Here is a 19,753-nt window from a genome sequence, read left to right as displayed (position 1 = left end):
CGCGCATGAACGAGCACAAGATCGAACAGCTTCATCCGATGCCCGAGGACTGGCAGCGTGCCCTCGCCGTCGTCGCCCACCCCGACGACCTCGAATACGGCTGCGCCGCCGCCATCGCCGGCTGGACCGACGGCGGCCGGGAGGTCGCCTATCTCCTCGCCACCCGTGGCGAGGCGGGCATCGACGCCCTTCCCCCGGCCGAGTGCGGCCCACTGCGCGAGGCTGAACAGAGGGCCGGCGCCGCCGTCGTCGGTGTCTCCACCGTCGAGTTCCTCGACCACAAGGACGGTGTCATCGAGTACGGGACGGCGCTGCGCAGGGACATCGCCGCGGCGATCCGCCGCCACCGGCCGGAACTGGTCATCACCCTCAACCACCAGGACACCTGGGGCCCGGCCGTCGGCGGCGTCTGGAACACCCCGGACCATCTCGCGGTCGGCAGGGCGACCCTCGACGCCGCGGGCGACGCCGGCAACCGCTGGATCTTCCCCGAACTCGTCGAGCAGGGACTGGAACCCTGGAACGGCGTCCGCTGGGTGGCCGTGGCGGGCTCCTCCACCCCCACCCACGCCGTCGACGCGACAGCCGGACTCGAGCGTTCCGTCCAGTCCCTCCTCGCGCACCGCGCCTACATCGAGGCGCTGACCGACGAGGACCCCGAGCAGTACTGCCGGACGTTTCTGACCGGCAACGCGCAGGCCGCGTCGGCGCGCTTCGGTGGTCGTCCGGCCGTGGCGTTCCAGCTGTTCAGCCGCTGAGACGTCATCAGGGAAGGCCGGATCCGTGATCTACGCTCTCGGACGTGACGACCCTGATGATCTACGGCGGTGAGACCGACGCGACCGCGCCCGGCCTCCGCACCGGCGGGCTGCCGCTCGTTCCGGACGGCTTCGCCTGGCCGCTCTGCCGCAGCTGTGACGGAGCGATGCAGTTCCTCCTGCACCTGCCGCTCGACGACGACGCTGCGGTGTCGGTGTTCATGTGCCAGAACGACCCCGGTCTCTGCGACGAGTGGGACCCCTTCGCCGGCGGCAACCGGGCCCTGTTGTTCCCCGCCGAGGGTCTCGCCCCGGCCACCGTCCCCGAGCAGGGCGAGACCCTGCTCGGGGCGATATCCGCGCTGAACACCGACGAGGCCGAAGGGGAGGATTACGGCGAGGCGTTCACCGTGTGGGCGGACGGCGACAAGAACCGCGCCGCGTCCGTCCTCGGCCAGCTCGGCGGCGAGCCCGCCTGGCTGCAGAACGACGAGACACCCCAATGCCCCAGCTGCGCCTCGCACATGCGCTTCGAGGCGCTGTTCGAAGAGGGATACGAGCACCGGACGGCGGCCAACTTCGGCGGAGGGGGGCTCGGGTACGTGTTCAGCTGCCTGCCGTGTCGCGAGGCCGCCTTCCTGTGGCAGCGGTGACCGCCGGCCGACGCACGGCCGTCGTCCCTCTGGCAACCTGCGCTGTCCAGCCCTAGTCTGACGCTCCGTCAGAATCTGGTAGGAGGCGCGGTGATCGACACGCTGAGCAGGGAGATCGCGGACGGGGAGGAACGCATCACCCTCACCGTCCACGACGGCATCGGCGTCCTCACCCTCTGCCGCCCCGACACGCTGAACGGCTGGAGCTGGGAATCCAGCAGGCAACTCGGCCTGATGGCGGACCGGATCCGCTTCGACGACACCATCCGGGCCGTGCTGCTGCGCGCGGAGGGCCGGGCCTTCTGCGCGGGAATCGACGTCACCGCCCCCGGCGGCGGGATCACCGGGCGCACCCCCGCCGAGCGGACCCACCGCTATGACGAAGGCATCCGCTGGGCGCACGAGCGCTTCGCCGCCTTCGCCCGGCTGCCCCAGCCCGTCGTCGCCGCCGTCCATGGCTACTGCCTCGGCTTCGGCTTCGAACTGGCGCTGATGGCCGACATCCGGATCGCCGCCGACAACGCCGTGTTCGCCCTCCCCGAGGCTCACATCGGGGTGGCCGTCGACGCCGGCGGGGATCTGCGCATCGCCCGGGACGCGGGCGCGGGCTGGGCCAAGTACCTCGCCCTCACCGGCCGCCGCATCGACGCGGCCACCGCCGAACGGCTGGGCCTCGTCCAGCTGGTCACCGCGCCCGGCGAGCTGGCGGCGACCGCGCGGGAGACGGCCGCCGAGATCGCCGCCAACGCGCCGTTGGCCGTCCGCTCGATCAAGCGGGACATCGACGCCTACGCCGACACCGGAATGGCCGCCGCCCTGGACCGCACGGCACTGAGCGCCGCGCTCACCCTGACCTCGCAGGACGCGGCCGAGGGCTACGCGGCGAAGGCGGCCCGCCGGCCGCCGCGGTTCCACGGGGGGTAGAACACCGGGGTGGGGCGAGCCGGCGCCAGGACCCCCACGTGCGCCCGCCCCGCCACCGCCTTCAGTCCTGGCGGTACGGGCCCCGGCCCAGCTGGTTCCGTACGGTGACCACCGGCTCGTTGACCAGCGCCCGCCGCTGCCAGTTGGCTCCGTCCACGACCAGCGTGTGTCCGGTGATGAACCGTGCGTACGGAGACGCGAGGAAGGTCGCCGCCCACCCCAGTTCGCGCGGCCGCCCCACCCTGAGTGCCGGTTGGCGGGCGTCCTTGTCGCGCGCCCGGTCGAGGCCCTCGCGGATGTCGGCCGTCATGTCCTCGTGCGGTACCAGCCCCGGGACCAGGCCGTTCACTCTGATCCCGTACGGCGCCCACTCCACGGCGAGCGTCTCGACCAGGTTCTTCACCCCGGCCTTGGCCGCCGCGGAGTGCGCGAAACCGGGCCCGCCCGTCCACGCGTACGACGCCCCCACGTTGATGACCGCCCCCGGTGCGCCGGCCGCCAGATGGCGGCGCGCGAACTCGCGCGTCATGAACCACGTCCCGGTCAGCGTGATGTCGACGACCGCCCGCCAGGCGTTCGGGGACATGTCCTCCGCCGGCACGGGGAAGTTGGCGGCCGCGTTGTTCACCAGGACGTCCGGAATACCGAGTGCCGCCCCGGCCGCGTCGAAGGCCTCGGTGATCCGCTCCGGGTCCCGGATGTCGCAGACGGCCGTGACCACCCGGCCGCCGAGCGCCGCCAGCTCCTTCCGTGCCGCCTCCAGACGCCCCGCTGTACGCCCCACGACGACCAGGTCCGCCCCCAGCCGCGCGAACTCGGCGGCGATCGCCTTGCCGAGCCCCGACCCGCCACCGGTCACCAGCACGACGCTGCCGTCGTACGTCCCGGGTGGCAGCGCGCTCGCGCCGAGCGGGGGAGGGGAGGGCAGCCCGGGCAGTGTCTCGTCCGTCATGACCGCATCGATACCGGCTCGGGGCGCAGACCACCATGGCCGTGCCGCCGCAATCGAGGCGGGAACGTCGCTGCCGTGCCTTGGGGGCTGTGCCGCCCTTGACAAAAAGAGTTGCCGTTTCTGCAATGGACGCATGGAGAACAACAACGGCGACGACGCCCGGATCGACGCGGTACTGGCGGAGGTCGGCCCGAGGCTGCGCGCCATCAGGCGGGAGCGCGGCGCCACCCTGGGCGCCCTCTCCGAGGCCACCGGAATCTCGGTCAGTACCCTCTCCCGGCTGGAGTCGGGCCGACGCAGGCCGAGCCTGGAACTGCTGCTGCCCATCGCCCGCGCCCACCAGGTCCAGCTCGACGAACTGGTCGGCGCGCCGCCCGTCGGCGACCCCCGCGTCCGGTCCGAGCCGATCGTGCGGCACGGCCGGACCATGCTGCCGCTCACCCGCCAGCCCGGCGGACTCCAGGCGTACAAGGTCGTCCAGGAGGCCGCCTCCGACGAGCCCGACCCGCGCACCCACGAAGGGTACGAGTGGCTCTATGTCCTCTCCGGGCGGCTGCGGCTGGTGCTCGGGGAGCACGATGTAGTGCTCACCTCTGGGGAGGCGGCCGAATTCGACACCCGGGTGCCGCACTGGTTCGGGCCGGCGGGCGGGCCGGTGGAGTTCCTGAGCCTGTTCGGGCCGCAGGGGGAGCGGATGCACGTCCGGGCGAGGCCGAAGAAGTCCGGGTCCGGAACATCCTGAGCCCAAGAACTGGCGGTGGGCTGTTCCGTCGGGGCAAGCGACCGCTTAGTATGCGACGAGCGTGGTACTGCCCGAGTCTTTGTGGAGGCCCTCAATGCAGGCATGGCGAGTGCACCGGAACGGCGAGCCGAGCGAGGTGATGCGGGTCGAAGAAGTGGACCGGCCCGCGCCGGGCGACGGACAGCTGCTCCTGAGGGTCCGCGCGGCGAACATCAACTTCCCGGACGCGCTGCTCTGCCGCGGCCAGTACCAGATCCGTCCGCCGCTCCCCTTCACCCCGGGCGTCGAGATCTGCGGGGAGACCGAGGACGGCCGGCGCGTGATCGCCACGCCCGCCCTGCCCCACGGCGGACTCGCCGAGTACGTCGTCGCCGACCGGGCCGCCGTCCTGCCCGCGCCCGACACCCTCGACGACGCCGAAGCGGCCGCACTGCACATCGGCTACCAGACCGGGGTCTTCGGCCTGCACCGCCGCGCCGCCCTCAAGGAGGGCGAGACCCTGCTCGTTCACGCTGCCGCAGGCGGTGTCGGCAGCGCCGCCGTGCAGATCGGCAAGGCCACCGGCGCCACCGTCATCGGCGTCGTCGGCGGACCCGAGAAGGCGGCCGTCGCCCGCGCGCTCGGCTGCGACGTCGTCATCGACCGGCGCTCCGAGGACGTCATCGCCGCCGTGAAGGAGGCCACCGGCGGCCGGGGCGCCGACGTCATCTACGACCCCGTCGGCGGCGACGCCTACCAGCAGTCCGCCAAGTGCGTGGCCTTCGAGGGCCGGATCGTGGTCGTCGGCTTCGCGAGCGGCACCATCCCCGCGCCCGCCCTCAACCACGCCCTGGTCAAGAACTACTCGATCGTGGGCCTGCACTGGGGCCTCTACGCGCAGAAGGACCCGGCGTCCATCCTGCGCTGCCACGAGACCCTGACCGAGTACGCGGCCAAGGGGCTCATCAAGCCGCTCATCGGCGACCGGGTGGCCTTCAAGGACGCGGCGGCCGCCGTCCAGCGCGTCGCCGACGGCACCAGCACCGGCCGCCTGGTCGTCCTCCCGGAAGGAGCCGCCGCATGACCGACGCCGACGAACTGCGCACCCGTACAAGGAAGCTGCTCACGGCCCACCCGCCCGCGAGCACCGACCGCACCGACTTCCTCAAGGCCCGGTTCGACGCCGGTCTCGCCTGGGTGCACTATCCCGAGGGCCTCGGCGGCCTCGGCGCGCCGCGCTCCCTGCAGGCCGTCGTCGACGCCGAGCTGCAGGCCGCGGGCGCACCCGACAACGATCCGCGCCGCATCGGCATCGGCCTGGGCATGGCCGCGCCGACGATCCTCGAGTACGGCTCCGAGGAGGTGAAGGAGCGCTTCCTGCGGCCCCTGTGGGTCGGCGAGGAGGTGTGGTGCCAGCTCTTCAGCGAACCCGGTGCCGGCTCCGACCTCGCCGCGCTCTCCACCCGCGCCCTCCGCGACGGAGACGAGTGGGTCGTCGACGGGCAGAAGGTCTGGACGTCCAGCGCCCATGTGGCGCGCTGGGCGATCCTCATCGCCCGCACCGACCCGGACCTCCCGAAGCACCGTGGCATCACGTACTTCATCTGTGACATGTCGGACCCCGGCGTGGAGGTCCGGCCGCTTCGGCAGATCACCGGCGAGGCCGAGTTCAACGAGGTCTTCCTGACCGGCGTACGCATCCCCGACGCCCACCGCCTCGGAGACATCGGCGACGGCTGGCGGGTCGCCCAGACCACGCTGATGAACGAACGGGTCTCGATCGGCGGTGCCCGCATCCCGCGCGAGGGCGGCATGATCGGGCCCGTCTCCACGACCTGGCGCGAGCGGCCCGACCTGCGCACCCACGACCTCCACCAGCGTCTGCTCACCCTCTGGGTCGAGGCCGAGGTGGCCCGGCTCACCGGCGAACGGCTGCGCCAGCAGCTCGTCGCGGGCCAGCCCGGACCCGAGGGCAGCGGGATGAAGCTCGCCTTCGCCCGCCTCAACCAGGAGATCAGCGGCCTGGAGGTGGAACTCCTCGGCGACGAGGGCCTCCTGTACGACGACTGGACGATGCGCCGCCCCGACCTGGTCGACTTCACCGGCCGGGACGCCGGCTACCGCTATCTGCGCTCCAAGGGCAACAGCATCGAGGGCGGCACCAGCGAGGTGCTGCTCAACATCGTCGCCGAGCGGGTCCTCGGGCTGCCCGCCGAGCCGCGCAACGACAAGGACGTCGCCTGGAAGGACCTCGCGCGATGACGGACCTGCTCTACTCCGAGGCCGAGAGCGACCTGCGGGCCGCTGTCCGCGCCCTGCTCACCGACCGCGCCGACGCGAACGTGCTCCTCGGCCGGCTCGAGACCGACAGCCCGTACGTCCCCGGGCTCTGGAAGGCCCTCGCCCAGGACATCGGCGCGGCCGGACTGCTCGTTCCCGAGAAGCTCGGCGGACAGGGGGGCACCCACCGGGAGGCGGCCGTCGTCCTGGAGGAGCTGGGCCGCGCCGTGACACCGGCGCCGTACCTCACCAGCTCCGTCGTCGCCACCGAGACGCTGCTCGCGCTCGACACCGACAGGCCCGACGTGGCCGAGGTGCTCGGCGCCCTGGCATCCGGGCGCCACGTCGGCGTGCTCGCCGTACCGCTGGCCACCGCACCGGAGGGCGAGCCGCCAGCCGGCGACACGGTCAGCGCCGTCGCGGACGCCGTTGCCGCCGACATCCTGCTGGTCCTGCGGTCGGACGGCCTGTACGCCGTGCCGGCGGCGGAGGCCACCCTCACCCCGCAGATCCCGCTCGACCTGACCCGGCCGCTCGCCACCGTCACCACCGGCGGCGCGAGCGGCACCCGCCTCTCGGACGCGGGGACCGCCCGCGCGGCCGTACGGCGCGGACTGCTGGCCGGCGCGGGACTGCTCGCCTCCGAGCAACTCGGTCTCGCCGAGTGGTGTCTGGAGGAGACCGTCCGGCACACCCGCGAACGCCACCAGTTCAACCGGCCGGTGGGCTCCTTCCAGGCGCTGAAGCACCGGATGGCGCAGCTGTGGCTCGAGGTCGTCTCCGCCCGCGCCGCCGCGCGCAACGCGGCGGACGCGCTGGCCACCGGCAGCCCCGATGCCCCGCTCGCCGTGGCCGTGGCACAGGCCTACTGCTCCCGGGTGGCGGTGCACGCCGCCGAGGAGTGTGTGCAACTGCACGGCGGCATCGGCATGACCTGGGAGCACCCGGCCCACGTGGCCCTCAAGCGGGCCAAGTCGGACCAGATCGCTCTGGGTTCGGCGGGCCGGCACCGCGAGGCGCTGGCCGTCCTGGCCGACCTCCCCGCCCCCGGCTGACGGCCGCCGGACGTGGTCCTCTCCGGCTCCTACGCGCCGGAGGGGGCCCGTTCCGGTCCCGCTCCCCTCCCTCAGTGAGCCGCCCACCGGGCCCACGTAAACGACCCACGGACGAAGTCGCCACACATCAGCACCCGTTCGGCGGACACGCCGTACGGCCGGATGACGGTCCCGTTCCGCCACACTGGCCGCCGAACGCCGCATTCACCGTGCGGCACAAGGAGGGTGAGGGACACGATGGCTGTTTCCATCTCGGTCGTACTGCTTCTGCTGATCCTGGCAGTGATCTTTCTCCGCAACGGCGGGCTCAAGGTCTCCCACGCACTGGTCTGCGCACTGCTCGGCTTCTTCCTCGCCGGTTCCAGCATGGCCCCCACCATCGCCAACGGCGTCGCCGCGACCGCGAACGTCGTGAGCAGCCTCAAGCCGTGACCGTACAACCACACGGTGCACGTACTACCGCACATTGCACGATCATGAAGTGCCCATGAAACGCGGGGCACTTGCATGTACATCTCGGTGACTCGGCCCTAACGTCGGGCGGCGGCGCGACCCCGTACGCACCACTCGAGGAGCCGCATGTCACCCCAGAGACCCGCCCCCGCCCCCCGCCGAGCGGTTCTGAGGGAACGCGCCCGCTCCCTCGCGCTGCTGCTGATCGTCACGACGACGGCGTTCACCGCCGGCGCCCCGACCGCCGTCGCCGAGGAGATACCCAAGGCGCCGGGACACCGCCTCGTCGACTCCTACCGTGGCGCGCCCGCCGCCTCGCACCCCGTACCGGGCGACGCGCCGCCCCAGCACCCGCATCTCGCGCCGAACGGCCGCAGCGGCATGCACGCCGACGCCGCCGGCAGCGGCACCCATCCCTACGCGGGGCCCCTCGGCCGCAACCCCACGGTGACCAGCGCGCAGATCGCGCCGCTCGGCGGCGAATGCGCCACCGCCACGTTCGACTCGGCGGGCCGGCTCGTCACCGTCTGCGGCACCTTCTCCGGCTTCCTGCTCAAACTGCTCGATCCCCGCACCCTGGACACCCTCGCCGAGTACAAGCTCCCCCAGCGCTCCTCGACCGTCGAGGCCGTCACCCGGCTCGACTTTTCGAAGATCTTCAAGGACACCTCCGGCGGCGCCTACTTCTACCTCGACGACCAGGACCGCGTCGTCCTCGCCGACTCCCGCCAGCACGTCCTTCGGATCGCCCACCGCCAAGCCCCGGACGGCGGTTGGCGGTTCGCCGTCGACGACGACTGGGACCTCACCGCGCACGTCCCGCACGACTGCGTCAGCTGGACGAACCTTCACCCCAGCGGTGTCTGCGATCCCGTCACGTCCGTGATGCCCGACTGGCAGGGCCGCGTCTGGTGGGTGACCCGGCTCGGCCGCGTCGGCACCGTCGACCCGGCGACCGCGGCCATCCGGTCCGTCCGCCTGTCCGGCGAGGAGATCCAGAACTCGTTCTCCGTCGCCGAGGACGGCGTATCCGTCGTCTCCGACCACGCCCTCTACAGCTTCCGGGCCGCCGCCGACGGCACACCCGTGATCCAGTGGCGCCAGACGTACGACCGGGGCAGCGGTACCAAGCCCGGTTCCGTCAACCAGGGTTCGGGCACCACGCCGGACCTGTTCGGCAAGGGCGAGCGCTATGTCGCGATCACCGACAACGCCGACGACCGGATGAACGTCCTCGTCTACCGCCGCGGCACGGACGTCCCGGCCGACCGGCGTCTGGTCTGCAGCGTCCCGGTCTTCGCCTCCGGCGCCTCCAACACCGACAACTCGCTCATCAGCTGGGGAAACAGCCTCGTCGTCGAGAACAACTACGGTTACGAGAACCCGACGTCCCTCACCTTCGGCCGCAGCGTGGTCGGCGGAGTCACCCGGATCGACGTGCGCGAGGACGGCAGCGGCTGCGACACGGTCTGGCAGAGCGCCGTCCGCTCGCCCTCGACCGTCCCCAAGCTCTCGACCGCCAACGGGCTCCTGTACTTCTACGAGAAGGAGCCCAACGCCTTCGGCATCGACGCCTGGTACCTCACGGCCGTCGACTTCCGCACCGGCGAACGCCGCTGGCAGCGGCTCACCGGCACCGGCCCGCTCTACGACAACAACTGGGCGCCGATCACCATCGGCCCCGACGGCACCGCCTACGCGGGCGTCTTCAACGGCATCGTGGCCGTCCGCGACCAGGACTGAGCGCGCGCACGCGGCTGCCCGGGGCGGAAAGGCCCCGGGCAGCCACCCACCTTCACCACACCATCCGTCACACCATCTCGGGCATCTCACCCTCGGTGGTGCTCATGTCGATCACGGCGAAGGCCGCGCCCTGAGGGTCGACGATCGCCGCGAACCGACCGAACGGACTGCCCATCGGCCCGAACACCAGTTGCCCGCCGTGCTTCTGAGCCTTCGCCACCGTCGCGTCGCAGTCATCGACGCCGAAGTACAGCTGGATGTAGGACGGGATCTCCGCCGGGAAGTCCTCCGGAGTCATTTTCATCCGCCCGAGCAACGGGCCCTCGCCCAGCGAGAAGATCTTGTAGTCCATGTGCTCGTCCGCCATCTTCTGCACCTGGTAGCCGAAGACCGCGGGGAAGAAGCCGTCCGACTTCTCCGGCGTCCGGGTGAAGACCTCGGCCCAGACGAACGAACCCGTCTCGCCCTTCTTCTCGAACCCCTCGTGGGCGCCCGGCTGCCACACACCGAACGTGACCCCGCTCGGATCCTGTGCCAGACACATCGAGCCGAAGTCGCCGACCCGCATCGGCTCCATCAGCAGGGTGCCGCCGTTGTCACGGATCTTCGCCGCGGTCGCGTGGACGTCCGGCGACGCGAGATAGAGACACCACGCCGACTGGCCTTCCTGGCCCTGCATCGGCGGGACGACGGCGGCGACCGCCTTGCCGCCACTGTAGGCCTGGGTGTAATTGCCGAACTCCGACGACGCCTCGCCGAAGGTCCAGCCCAGCACGTCACCGTAGAAGCTCTTCGCGCCTTCCACGTCGGAGAACATCGCGTCGGCCCAGCACGGCAGGCCCTCAGGTTGTGCGGCCATGACTGTGACTCTCTTCTGTCCGATCGGTTGACTGTTCTCCCAGCCACGCTAGCCAGGCGCCCGGCTTCCCGCGCGGTGACGGAGGACCGGCCCGGGGACGGGCTCGTGATCACGGAGCGTGTCAGGAGCTGGTGTAGACACCGATACCGTTCGCCACCGCACGCTCCACGCCACCACTCGGATGGTTGCGTACGGTCACGGCCGTCGCCCCGGCCGACCGGCTGACCAGCGTCGACGAGCCCCCTCCGTCCAGACTGAACGCGTCCACCGCCCCGAGGTCGGCCATCAGCCCGGCCGCCTCCGCGACCGTCAGCCCGCTGCGGAACTTCTTCGAGCCGTCCAGGGCGAGCAGCAGCAGGCCGTGGCCACCGTCCGAGATGCCCGCCGCGGTGCGGACCGCCGCGGTGACCGTGTTCAGACCGGCCAGCGGTTGCCCGTCGCGCAGCACCGGATAGCCGCCGATCGCGAATTGGAACGGCACCCCGGACGCGGTGGCCACCAGGCTGTGCCGTACGGTCACCGGGTCACCGACCTTCAACGCGCGCAGGGCCCGCGCTCCGGCCTCGCGGCCGACCAGCACCTCGGTGCCCTTGGGGATCCAGCCCCGGCCGGGGGCCGTGGAGACCGCGACGACGCGCCCCGAGCGCACGGTCACCTCGCGGGTCTCCGCGCTGCACGGCGCGGCCCGGTTCGTGTCCGTGCCACAGGTCGCCCGCAGCCGGGACGACGCGCCCCAGTCCGAGGTGAACGCCCCGACCGATCCGACGGGCAGCGCGTACTGGTTGAGCCCGCCCAGTGGCAGCTCCCCACCGGGCAGACGCGCCGCTCCGTCCAGCGTCAGACGGTCGAGCCGTGCCACGCCGTCCGTCCCCACACCCAGGACGTCACGCGTCGAGGTGCCGGGCGGAAGAGCGGGGCCGAAGCGCTGCCCCTTCGGCACCGCGGCCTTGATGGCCTGCCCGTTCGCGACCGCGGGGCCGACCGGCGCGCCGGTCGCCTCCACGTCCGCGTGCTGGGTCTCGGAGATGTGGAAGAAGTCACCGTTGATGCCGGCCACCGCACCCGACCCATCGGCGAGAGCCGACAACTTCGCGCGGGCGCCGACCACTCCCGGGTAGAGGAGGGCCACCGACACGCCGGGTTCACGCAGATCGACCTCGAGCAGATGCGCCCTGACCGGTCCTCCGTCCGCGTCCACATCGACCTGCCGGTAGCGGACCCCCGGAGCGACATCGGTCCAGACGACGGCGGCGGCCACGGGCGCGGCGCCGGCGGGACCGGTACCGAGGAACCCGCACCAGCCCAGACAGACCGTCAGAAGAACGAGAACGACGCGGAACGGAGTACGACGACGTGGCACAGTCCCCCCAGGGGTACGGGCAACTCACCCTGATCCCGGGGAGACGCTCGCCCTGGGGATCCAGGATCCGACCAGCCGGGAACGGCCCATATCCAGAGGGCGACCGGCTCCCGCACACCTTCCACCACCAGGGAGGCGGAGGGCACGACCGACGCGCCGGTTCGCAGCCCGCCGTCGGAACACCACACGAGCGCGCTGCCGTTCCCTCACCCACCCGGCTGATGGCACGTCAGGAGGCTTGGTAGCGCCGGTTGTCGCCGCGGAAGGACGACGGCCGCGGGGCGAACTCCGCGAGGGGCTGCTCCCTCTCAGGAGACGTCCAGGACCGCCTTGCGGTGCAGCCGTCGCTCCAGGAGGGCGTCGATGGCGTCGGCCGCTCGGTCCCAGCCGCCGCGCCAGGAGATGCTGGACATGTTGGTCGCCGCGTTCGAAAGAACCGGGACAGCCGAAAGAAGCAGGTCAGCCGAGAGAACCGGGAAGGAACGCGGTCAGGACGCCTCCACCGCCGCCTTGATGCGGCGGCCGAACGCGTCGGCGTCCTTCCGCGCGGCGCTCAGCGCCAAGCCCACCAGGAGCTTGCCGAGGCCATGGCCCTCGAGGACGTTGAAGATCCGCACCCGGGTCCGGTCACCGGGGAGGGGCTCCAGGTCGTACCCACCCTCGCTCGCCGTCACCAGGTTCTTGGAGATCTCGGTCCACCGCATCATGCGGGGTGGCTCGAAAGCGCTGACGCGGAACGCGCGCGACGTCGTCATCCCGGCGTCCTTCACCGTGCTCCGGAAGACCGTGCCCGCCGCCGTGGGGCCCTCGGTGACCCTCTCGATCCGCAGGACCCGGGGACTGAACGCGGGGTCGTTGCGACCGTCGGCGAGGAAGTCGAAGACCTCTTGGACGGGCCGGTCGATCTCCACCGTCGCTTCGAACTGTCCTGCCATGTGCCTGATCCTCGTCTCTGGCGCCGGAGCCGTGGCCCGCGCATCGTCGCAGACGCGGGCGCGCGGGACCGGAAAGCACGCCGGACGCGAGCGCCCTCACCCCTCTGCCGCAGGTCAACCGGGCCGCCCCCGTCGGGGCGCTCAGGCGCACGCGTAGGCGAACCGCCCGATGGCCGTGTGCCGGGAGGGGGAGGTGATGACCAGGGTGGCCGACGCCCGGTACTCGCCCCGGCCGTGGAACGTCCACAGCAGATGCAGCCGCGCTTGCTTCTGACCGCTCGTCAGGGTCTCCGTCAGCGGCGCCGAAGTGGTGCCGTCACTGCGTTCCCACCGGTAGGTCAGCGTGCCGGGCCGTCCGTCGGTCGTCACCATTCCCACGATGTCCGCGGTGCTGTCGCAGCCGAGCGTTTCCGTGGTCGTGACGGCGACCTCCTTCACGGCCGGCCCCGGTCCGTACCGTTGCCAGGCGAGGAACGCCAGCACGGCGAGGAGCACCACGCCGGCGAGCGCGTACCGGCGCGCTCCCCTGCGGCGGCGTTCGGGCGGGGGGCCCTGGCCGGGGCGCTGCCCGGGCAGGGTGCCGTGCCAGATCTGCGGCGTCGTGGCGTCGCCGTACCCGTGACGCCGCGCGGCGGCGGCCGTCACGCCCGGGCCGAAGCGCAGGACCTCGCCGTCCACGCGGTCGGGCGTGACCGCGAGAGTCGGCGCGTCCAGGACGGGCGTGGGGCTTCCGGGTTCGATCGGCGCGGCCCCCGGTTCGAACCAGTGGCTGCCCAGGACGGTGGCGCTGTAGTCGTCGCTCCCGGCCTCGTCCGGCCGGCGGTTGTAGGAGTCCCGTGGATCGTTCATGAGATCGTGCACCGCCGAATGAAGATCTGCTGCGAGGAACTGCCGTTTCCGGCAGCCGGGTTCGTCGTCGCGCGCACACCCCAGTAGCAGCCCTGCCCCTGGAAGGTGTGGGTGAGTGTCACCGTGTACTGCGTCGCTCCACTGCGCTGAACGCTCTCCACGCCGTCCTGCGCGCCCAGCTCGCCCTTGGCGTCCCCGGTGAACCAGGCGATGTCGAGGGTCACCGGTCCGGTGCCGTCGGTCGAGACGTCGAACGTGGCGGTGGCCCCGTCGACGCTCGTCTGCCGCAGCCCGGTGACCGAGACCGATGTGACGCTCACCGGGGGAGTACGGGGAGGGGTGGAGGTGGGTTCCGTCGGGGGAGGGGACGTCGGGGGCGGGGGCGCGGAGGTCGGCTCGTACGACGGCGTGGGCGGCGCGGGCTCGGTACTCGTGGCGCCGGAGGCGGACGCGTCCGGACTGTCCGTCACCGAGGGCGTCGGCGACGCGGAGGCGGAGTCCGACGGGGCCGGCTCGTCCGAGGGCGACGGGTCCCCGGTCGCGGTGGGCAGCGCGCTGGTGGTGGCGACGGCCTGGGTCGTCGTCCGACCCGGCCCCTCGTCACCAGCGCGAGCGGCGACGGCGACCAGAACGGCGACCACCAGCGCGGCCACCCCCGTCAGCACCCCCTTCAGACCCGGCCTCACGCCAGGAACAGGCCGTTCGGGCAGGGTCGTCGTGGCGAGCTCGGTGGTCCCGGCGGGCGTACCACCGGCCGAGGGAAGCAGCAGAGGCAGCAGCGCGACGAGCGCGGCGAGCGCGCGCCGGCCCCGCTCCTCCCAGTCGGGCCCGTAGGCGGCGGTGGCGATGCTCTCCAGCTCCGTGACGAACGCGGCGGCGTTCTCGGGCCGTTCCTGCGGCTGCTTGGACAGTCCCCGCCGGATCAGGGGGCGTACGGGTTCGGGCGCGTCCCCGTCGGGAACCGGCGCGCCGATGTGCTGCAACGCGAGCTCGGCGAAGCTCTCGCCCGAGTACGGCTTGCGGCCCGTCAGGCACTCGTAGAACGTCGCGGTCGCCGCGTACACGTCGGCCGCCGGCGACGCGGGCTCTCCGGTCCACTGCTCCGGAGCCATGTAGGCCGGGGTGCCGGCGACGCCCGGGGTGCTGCCACGGCCCGCGGCGATCCCGAAGTCGACCAGCTTGGACGAGCCGTCGGGCGAAACCAGGACGTTCTCGGGCTTGTAGTCGCGGTGGACGACCCCGGCCCGGTGGGCCGCGGCCAGGCCGAGGAGCGACCCCTTGAGCACGACCAGAGCCGCCTCGGGGCCGGTGGAGCCCTCCCGCGACAGCAGGGCGCGCAGGGCGATGCCGTCGACCAGTTCCATGACGATCGCGGCGCCCGACGGTGCCTCGACGTACTCGTAGAGCCCCACGACGTACGGCGTCTCCAGACCGCCCAGGAGCCGCGCCTCGGCCCGGAACGCCTGGACGAAGGCGGTGTCCGCCCGCAGGCGCTCGCTCAAATACTTCACGGCCACCGGTACCCCGGTGGCGTCATGGACGGCGAGGACGACACGCCCGCTGCCGCCGGACCCGAGCTCCCGGGTCTCCGTGTACCCGGGCACCGACCACGTGCTCATTGCGCCCCCTCGGCGACGCGGTGGCATGTGTGCGACCGCCGCTCGGAAGCTCACCCACCTTCCTCAAGGGGGACACAGTTCCGGCACATCCGGTTCCAGCCAGAGGCCGGCGAGTGCCGGCAGGTGGAAGGCGGTGCGGGCCGGAGACTTCCGGGGGAGCGCCCCAGGCCCCCGTCATGCCCGCGGAAAGTCGAGCAGAGCCAGCGGCGCAGAGGTGGGTGCCGGGGAGCCGCCGCGCGGTTCGACGGTGATGCCGATGCCGGACGCGCGGTTCACGGGCCCGTCGAGCAGGGTGGTCTCCGCCGCCCTATCCGGGCCCATCAGTCCGGCGGACCGCATGGTGCCGTCGTCGTTGTACCAGAGCTGGTACACCTTGCCCGGGGGTGGCGCCGGCATCCCGGAGACCGCGAAAACCGCCTGGTTACGGGACGCGGACACGACCACCGTGCCCACCGCCCCGTCGCCCAGCCGGGCCGTCGACACGCGTGCGTCCGGCGCCGCCAGCACGCCCGCGACGGCGTCGTTCGCGCTCCGCTCCTGCTGGGCCCGCCGCTGGGCGTCCTCCGCCCGCTGGTACTGCCACACCGACACACCGCCCAGCCCGACGACACCCGCGAGACACGCGGCGAGGGCCCAGTGCGACAGCCGCCGCAGCCGGCCGGTCTTGGCGGCCGCGCGCGTGCCCCGGACGGTCAGGGGCGCCTCCTGCCGCACGGTCGTGATGCGCCGCATCACCTCCTCGCGCAGTCCGGTGCTCGCGGGCACCGACATGGCGAGCCCCAACCGGGCGGCGGTCTCGGACAGTTCGCGGACCTCCTGAGCGCAGGACGCGCAGTCCTCCATGTGGCGCTCGACCGCGCGGCGCTCGTCGTCGTCCAGGGCGTCGAGCGCGTACGCGCCGGTCAGCGTGTGCGGATCAACGGTGTTCACGCGCTCACCCCCAGGCAGTCACGGAGTCGGATCAGGCCGTCGCGCAGCCGGGTCTTGACGGTCCCCAGGGGCAGTGCGAGAAGCTCGGCGACCTCCCGGTAGGTCAGCCCCCGGTAGTACGCCAGGTTCACCGACTGGCGCTGCAGCTCGGTGAGCCCGCGCAGACAGCGCCGTACCTGTTCACGTTCCAGCCGGGTCTCCACCTGCTCCACCACCTCGTCGAACTCGGGGGTGTGGTCCAGCAGGGCCATCCGCCGCTCGCGGTCGGAGGCCGCCTGCTCGGACCGTACGCGGTCGACGGCCCGCCGGTGCGCGAGGGTCAGCACCCAGTTCAGGACGGAGCCGCGCGCGGGCTGGTACCGCGCCGCCGACCGCCAGACCTCGACCAGCACCTCCTGGGCCACCTCCTCCGACTGCGCGGGGTCGCGCAGCACCGCGCGTACGAGCCCGAGCACCGGACCGGACACGGCTTCGAAGACGGCGGTGAAGGCCTGCTGGTCACCGCGGGCGACCCGCCCCATTAGCTCCGGGAGATCCGGGACCGGGGCAGAGGCCCTGCCGATGTACACGTTCTCTCTCACCGGGGCGATCCTCCAGGAAGTACTCGGGTGCCTGGATGATTCGGAGCCGATCCCACGCCGGATTGGTCGGGGGGCGGACCGGATCGTACGGACCCTCCTGGGCGCAGCGGCCGAGCGCGCCCGTCATCACTCTTTCGGATGAGGGACCCATCCGGGAACGGGTCCGCGCCGAATAGCCACCGTGAGAGCGATCCGACGCACAGCGCCACCGCCGGCACCTTCGCGACAGCGGGTGCCGCGTCCCGTGCGCCGCCCGGCTCCTCACACGGGTCGGCCGACATCGCCCGGACCCGCGTCAACCAAGGAGTGACCATGAAGAGCAAGACCTTCCGCCGTGGTGCCGCCGCCCTGACCGCGGCCGTGGTGCTGCCGCTCGCCCTGACCGCCTGCTCGGACGGCGGCACGGAGGGCGGGGATACGACGGCCGCCGCGCCGCCCGCGTCCGTGCCGCGGTCGGCCGACGGCGCGGGCGACACGGGCGGACCCTTCGGCCCCGCGTGTGCGTCGGTGCCCAAGGAAGGTGCGGGCAGCTTCGACGGAATGGCGAAGGACCCCGTCGCGACGGCCGCGTCCAACAACCCCGCGCTGTCCACGCTGGTCTCCGCCGTCAAGCAGGCCGGACTGGTCGACACCCTCAACAACGCCCAGGACATCACCGTGTTCGCACCGACCAACGACGCCTTCGCGAAGATCCCGAAGGCCGATCTGGACAAGGTCCTCGCGGACAAGGAGACGCTGACCAAGATCCTCACGTACCACGTGGTGGGTCAGAAGCTGACGCCCGCTCAGCTCGGGAAGGGATCGTACGAGACACTCCAGAAAGGCATGCTGACCACGTCCGGCTCCGGTGAGGACTACCAGGTCAACGACGTTTCGAAGGTCGTCTGCGGCAATGTCCCGACCGCCAACGCGACGGTGTACATCGTCGACACCGTGCTGATGCCGAACTGACCCACGCGCTCCTCGCGGTCGACGCGCACGGACCGCCGCGGACCTGTCCGCGGCGGCCCGTGGCCGTGGGGGGAGGGGAAGGTCTCAGACGGTGAGCAGCGAGTCGTCCTCGGGGCGCGCACCAGGGAGCCGGTGGCGGGCGGCGACGAGGGCGGCGTCCACGTCACGGGTGCCGGTGGCGATGCACAGCGTGTAGGCCACGTCGTCCATGCGACGCCGCACCTCCGCCGAACCGTCCTCCGCGTGCAGGATCCTCAGCGTCTCGTACTGCTCGACCAGATTGCTCAGCACCACAGGATGGGCCATCAGCACGGCAGCTGCTCTCCCTTCACACGACAGGCGCGGGTCGCCCGGAGTGGTGCCCCACTACCCCGGGTCCCGTCACCCATGCCAGGTGATCGCCGGCACGCGCGGGACACGGCCGGCCCCATCCCTGCCGGCGAACGCCACACGATCGGCCCAGCCGAACCGGTCGCCGCGCCTTTCCCGCGTGGACCGGGGAAGAGAACCGGCGGAGCACCCAGCCGGAACGGAGCACCCGCATGACCGACGCACGGACCACGGACACACCGCACGACACCCCCGCGCCGCGCTGCCTGGTCACCGGGGCCACCGGCTACATCGGCGGGCGTCTCGTCCCCGAACTGCTGGACGCCGGCCACCAGGTCCGATGCCTGGCGCGGTCACCCGGCAAACTGCGCGACCACCCCTGGGCCGGCCGGGCCGAGGTGGTCCGGGGCGACGTCACCGACGCCTCCTCGCTCGCCGAGGCCCTGCGGGACATCGACGTCGCCTACTACCTCGTGCACGCGCTCGGCACCGGACGCGACTTCGAGCGCACCGACCGGGAGGCCGCCCACACCTTCGCCGACCGGGCCCGGGCGGCCGGGGTGCGCCGCATCGTCTACCTCGGCGGCCTCACCCCGCGCCACGTGCCCGCGCAGAAGCTCTCCCCGCACCTGCGCTCGCGCGCCGAGGTCGGCCGGATCCTGATGGAGTCGGGCGTCCCCACCACCGTGCTGCGCGCCGCCGTCATCGTCGGCTCCGGCTCGGCCTCCTTCGAGATGCTCCGCTATCTCACCGAACGCCTGCCGGTCATGGTGACCCCCAGCTGGGTGCGCACCCGTATCCAGCCCATCGCCGTACGGGACGTACTGCGCTATCTCGTCGGCAGCGCCCGGATGCCGGACGACGTCAGCCGCGCGTTCGACATCGGCGGCCCCGACGTACTCACCTACCGCGACATGATGCGCAGGTACGCGGCCGTCGCCGGACTTCCGCGGCGCCTGATCGTGCCCGTACCCATCCTGACCCCCGGGCTCTCCAGCCAGTGGATCGGGCTGGTCACCCCCGTGCCCCCGGCCATCGCCAGGCCGCTCGCCGAGTCGCTGCGGCACGAGGTCGTCTGCGACGAGCACGACATCGCCACTCATGTACCCGACCCACCCGGGACCCCCATCCCCTTCGACACGGCGCTGACGCTCGCCCTCCAACGCGTCCGGGACGCGCAGGTCACCACCCGCTGGTCCTCCGCCTCCGTGCCCGGCGCGCCGAGCGACCCGCTCCCCACCGACCCCGACTGGGCGGGCGGCAGTCTCTACACCGACCTGCGCGAGCGCACCGTGGACGCCACGCCCGAGGCGCTGTGGCGGGTGATCGAGGGCATCGGAGGGGAGAACGGCTGGTACTCCTTCCCGCTCGCCTGGGCCGTCCGCGGCTGGTTCGACCGGCTCATCGGCGGCGTGGGACTGCGCCGGGGCCGTCGCGACGCCGCCCGTCTGCGCGTCGGCGACTCCCTGGACTTCTGGCGGGTCGAGGAGATCGAACGCGGCCATCTGCTGCGGCTGCGCGCCGAGATGCGGCTTCCGGGCCTCGCCTGGCTCGAGATGTACGCCGAACGGGACGAGAGCGGGCGTACGCGGTTTCGGCAGCGGGCGCTGTTCCACCCGCGCGGACTGCTCGGACAGCTGTACTGGTGGGGCGTCTCGCCGTTCCACGCCGTCGTCTTCGGCGGCATGGCCAGGAAGATCGCGGAGACCGCCGCGGCCGCCGACGTCGCCGACGGCCCCGACGCCGGCGCGGGCCCGGCGCGTTGACCCCCCGCGGGCCCGGCCGCTTCGACGGCACCGC

Annotated in this window: 20 protein-coding genes; 11 read left to right on the top strand and 9 right to left on the bottom strand. The window is 72.3% G+C overall.

The genetic code is table 11. The features are described from left to right. Positions 1 to 5 precede the first annotated feature (5 nt). From ACZ7J0_RS30900 to ACZ7J0_RS30890, 3 genes are all read left to right on the top strand, one after another. Entirely contained in the window at positions 6 to 758 is a 753-nt protein-coding gene (locus tag ACZ7J0_RS30900) for a PIG-L deacetylase family protein (protein ID WP_470892911.1), read from the top strand. A gap of 44 nt (positions 759 to 802) precedes the next feature. Then, positions 803 to 1,411, top strand: a complete 609-nt coding sequence (locus tag ACZ7J0_RS30895; protein ID WP_470892909.1) for a hypothetical protein — start codon at positions 803 to 805, stop codon at positions 1,409 to 1,411. A gap of 90 nt (positions 1,412 to 1,501) precedes the next feature. After that, positions 1,502 to 2,335: an enoyl-CoA hydratase/isomerase family protein gene (locus ACZ7J0_RS30890; protein ID WP_470892907.1), complete on the top strand. Its 834-nt coding sequence runs from the start codon at positions 1,502 to 1,504 to the stop codon at positions 2,333 to 2,335. A gap of 61 nt (positions 2,336 to 2,396) precedes the next feature. On the opposite strand, the gene ACZ7J0_RS30885 is transcribed toward ACZ7J0_RS30890, so the two are convergent. Next, positions 2,397 to 3,287: an SDR family oxidoreductase gene (locus ACZ7J0_RS30885; protein ID WP_470892905.1), complete on the bottom strand. Its 891-nt coding sequence runs from the start codon at positions 3,285 to 3,287 to the stop codon at positions 2,397 to 2,399. A 133-nt stretch (positions 3,288 to 3,420) separates the two neighbouring features. Here ACZ7J0_RS30885 and ACZ7J0_RS30880 point away from each other — a divergent pair, with 133 nt between their 5' ends. The 6 genes from ACZ7J0_RS30880 to ACZ7J0_RS30855 all read left to right on the top strand — a co-directional run bounded on the left by ACZ7J0_RS30880 (position 3,421) and on the right by ACZ7J0_RS30855 (position 9,539). Next, positions 3,421 to 4,029 (top strand): helix-turn-helix domain-containing protein, encoded by a 609-nt coding sequence (locus ACZ7J0_RS30880; RefSeq protein WP_470892903.1) that lies wholly within the window; start codon positions 3,421 to 3,423, stop codon positions 4,027 to 4,029. A gap of 94 nt (positions 4,030 to 4,123) precedes the next feature. Then, positions 4,124 to 5,092, top strand: a complete 969-nt coding sequence (locus ACZ7J0_RS30875) for an NADPH:quinone oxidoreductase family protein (RefSeq protein ID WP_470892901.1) — start codon at positions 4,124 to 4,126, stop codon at positions 5,090 to 5,092. Beyond that, entirely contained in the window at positions 5,089 to 6,270 is a 1,182-nt protein-coding gene (locus ACZ7J0_RS30870) for an acyl-CoA dehydrogenase family protein (RefSeq protein ID WP_470892899.1), read from the top strand. Before ACZ7J0_RS30875 ends, ACZ7J0_RS30870 begins: the two co-directional genes overlap by 4 nt. After that, on the top strand, positions 6,267 to 7,343 hold the full coding sequence (locus tag ACZ7J0_RS30865; protein ID WP_470892897.1) for an acyl-CoA dehydrogenase family protein: 1,077 nt from the start codon (positions 6,267 to 6,269) through the stop codon (positions 7,341 to 7,343). Before ACZ7J0_RS30870 ends, ACZ7J0_RS30865 begins: the two co-directional genes overlap by 4 nt. Before the next feature lie 237 nt (positions 7,344 to 7,580). Beyond that, entirely contained in the window at positions 7,581 to 7,775 is a 195-nt protein-coding gene (locus ACZ7J0_RS30860; RefSeq protein ID WP_468709793.1) for a hypothetical protein, read from the top strand. Between the two features lie 147 nt (positions 7,776 to 7,922). Further along, positions 7,923 to 9,539, top strand: coding sequence for a hypothetical protein (locus ACZ7J0_RS30855; RefSeq protein WP_470892895.1), 1,617 nt, complete (start codon positions 7,923 to 7,925; stop codon positions 9,537 to 9,539). Positions 9,540 to 9,606: 67 nt separating this feature from the next. Here the strand turns inward: ACZ7J0_RS30855 and ACZ7J0_RS30850 are convergent, their stop codons facing one another. The 7 genes from ACZ7J0_RS30850 to ACZ7J0_RS30820 form a co-directional block, all read right to left on the bottom strand. After that, on the bottom strand, positions 9,607 to 10,398 hold the full coding sequence (locus ACZ7J0_RS30850) for a VOC family protein (RefSeq protein WP_470892893.1): 792 nt from the start codon (positions 10,396 to 10,398) through the stop codon (positions 9,607 to 9,609). Between the two features lie 121 nt (positions 10,399 to 10,519). Beyond that, complete coding sequence (locus ACZ7J0_RS30845) at positions 10,520 to 11,758, bottom strand: phosphodiester glycosidase family protein (protein ID WP_470892891.1); 1,239 nt, start codon at positions 11,756 to 11,758, stop codon at positions 10,520 to 10,522. Between the two features lie 488 nt (positions 11,759 to 12,246). After that, the gene (locus tag ACZ7J0_RS30840; protein WP_470892889.1) at positions 12,247 to 12,693 is read right to left on the bottom strand and encodes an SRPBCC family protein; all 447 of its coding nucleotides are present in this window, start codon (positions 12,691 to 12,693) and stop codon (positions 12,247 to 12,249) included. A 141-nt stretch (positions 12,694 to 12,834) separates the two neighbouring features. Then, positions 12,835 to 13,542, bottom strand: coding sequence for a hypothetical protein (locus tag ACZ7J0_RS30835; protein ID WP_470892887.1), 708 nt, complete (start codon positions 13,540 to 13,542; stop codon positions 12,835 to 12,837). Further along, positions 13,539 to 15,161: a serine/threonine-protein kinase gene (locus tag ACZ7J0_RS30830; RefSeq protein ID WP_470892885.1), complete on the bottom strand. Its 1,623-nt coding sequence runs from the start codon at positions 15,159 to 15,161 to the stop codon at positions 13,539 to 13,541. Before ACZ7J0_RS30830 ends, ACZ7J0_RS30835 begins: the two co-directional genes overlap by 4 nt. A gap of 174 nt (positions 15,162 to 15,335) precedes the next feature. Next, complete coding sequence (locus ACZ7J0_RS30825) at positions 15,336 to 16,091, bottom strand: anti-sigma factor (RefSeq protein WP_470892883.1); 756 nt, start codon at positions 16,089 to 16,091, stop codon at positions 15,336 to 15,338. Beyond that, positions 16,088 to 16,672: a sigma-70 family RNA polymerase sigma factor gene (locus ACZ7J0_RS30820; RefSeq protein ID WP_470892881.1), complete on the bottom strand. Its 585-nt coding sequence runs from the start codon at positions 16,670 to 16,672 to the stop codon at positions 16,088 to 16,090. The genes ACZ7J0_RS30825 and ACZ7J0_RS30820 overlap by 4 nt, the downstream gene beginning before the upstream one ends. A 312-nt stretch (positions 16,673 to 16,984) precedes the next feature. On the opposite strand from ACZ7J0_RS30820, the gene ACZ7J0_RS30815 reads away from it, so the two are divergent. Continuing rightward, the gene (locus ACZ7J0_RS30815) at positions 16,985 to 17,623 is read left to right on the top strand and encodes a fasciclin domain-containing protein (RefSeq protein WP_470892879.1); all 639 of its coding nucleotides are present in this window, start codon (positions 16,985 to 16,987) and stop codon (positions 17,621 to 17,623) included. A gap of 84 nt (positions 17,624 to 17,707) precedes the next feature. Here the strand turns inward: ACZ7J0_RS30815 and ACZ7J0_RS30810 are convergent, their stop codons facing one another. Continuing rightward, a complete protein-coding gene (locus ACZ7J0_RS30810; protein WP_468709783.1) occupies positions 17,708 to 17,935 on the bottom strand; it encodes a DUF5133 domain-containing protein in 228 nt (75 codons plus the stop codon). A gap of 230 nt (positions 17,936 to 18,165) precedes the next feature. Between ACZ7J0_RS30810 and ACZ7J0_RS30805 the strand changes: the two genes are divergently transcribed. Next, entirely contained in the window at positions 18,166 to 19,719 is a 1,554-nt protein-coding gene (locus ACZ7J0_RS30805; protein WP_470892877.1) for an SDR family oxidoreductase, read from the top strand. Positions 19,720 to 19,753: the final 34 nt, after the last annotated feature.

The sequence above is a fragment of the Streptomyces sp. NPDC038280 genome, assembly GCF_055600045.1.
The sequence above is the reverse complement of the archived record's forward strand: the minus strand, read 5'-3'. Positions and strand labels throughout refer to the sequence as shown.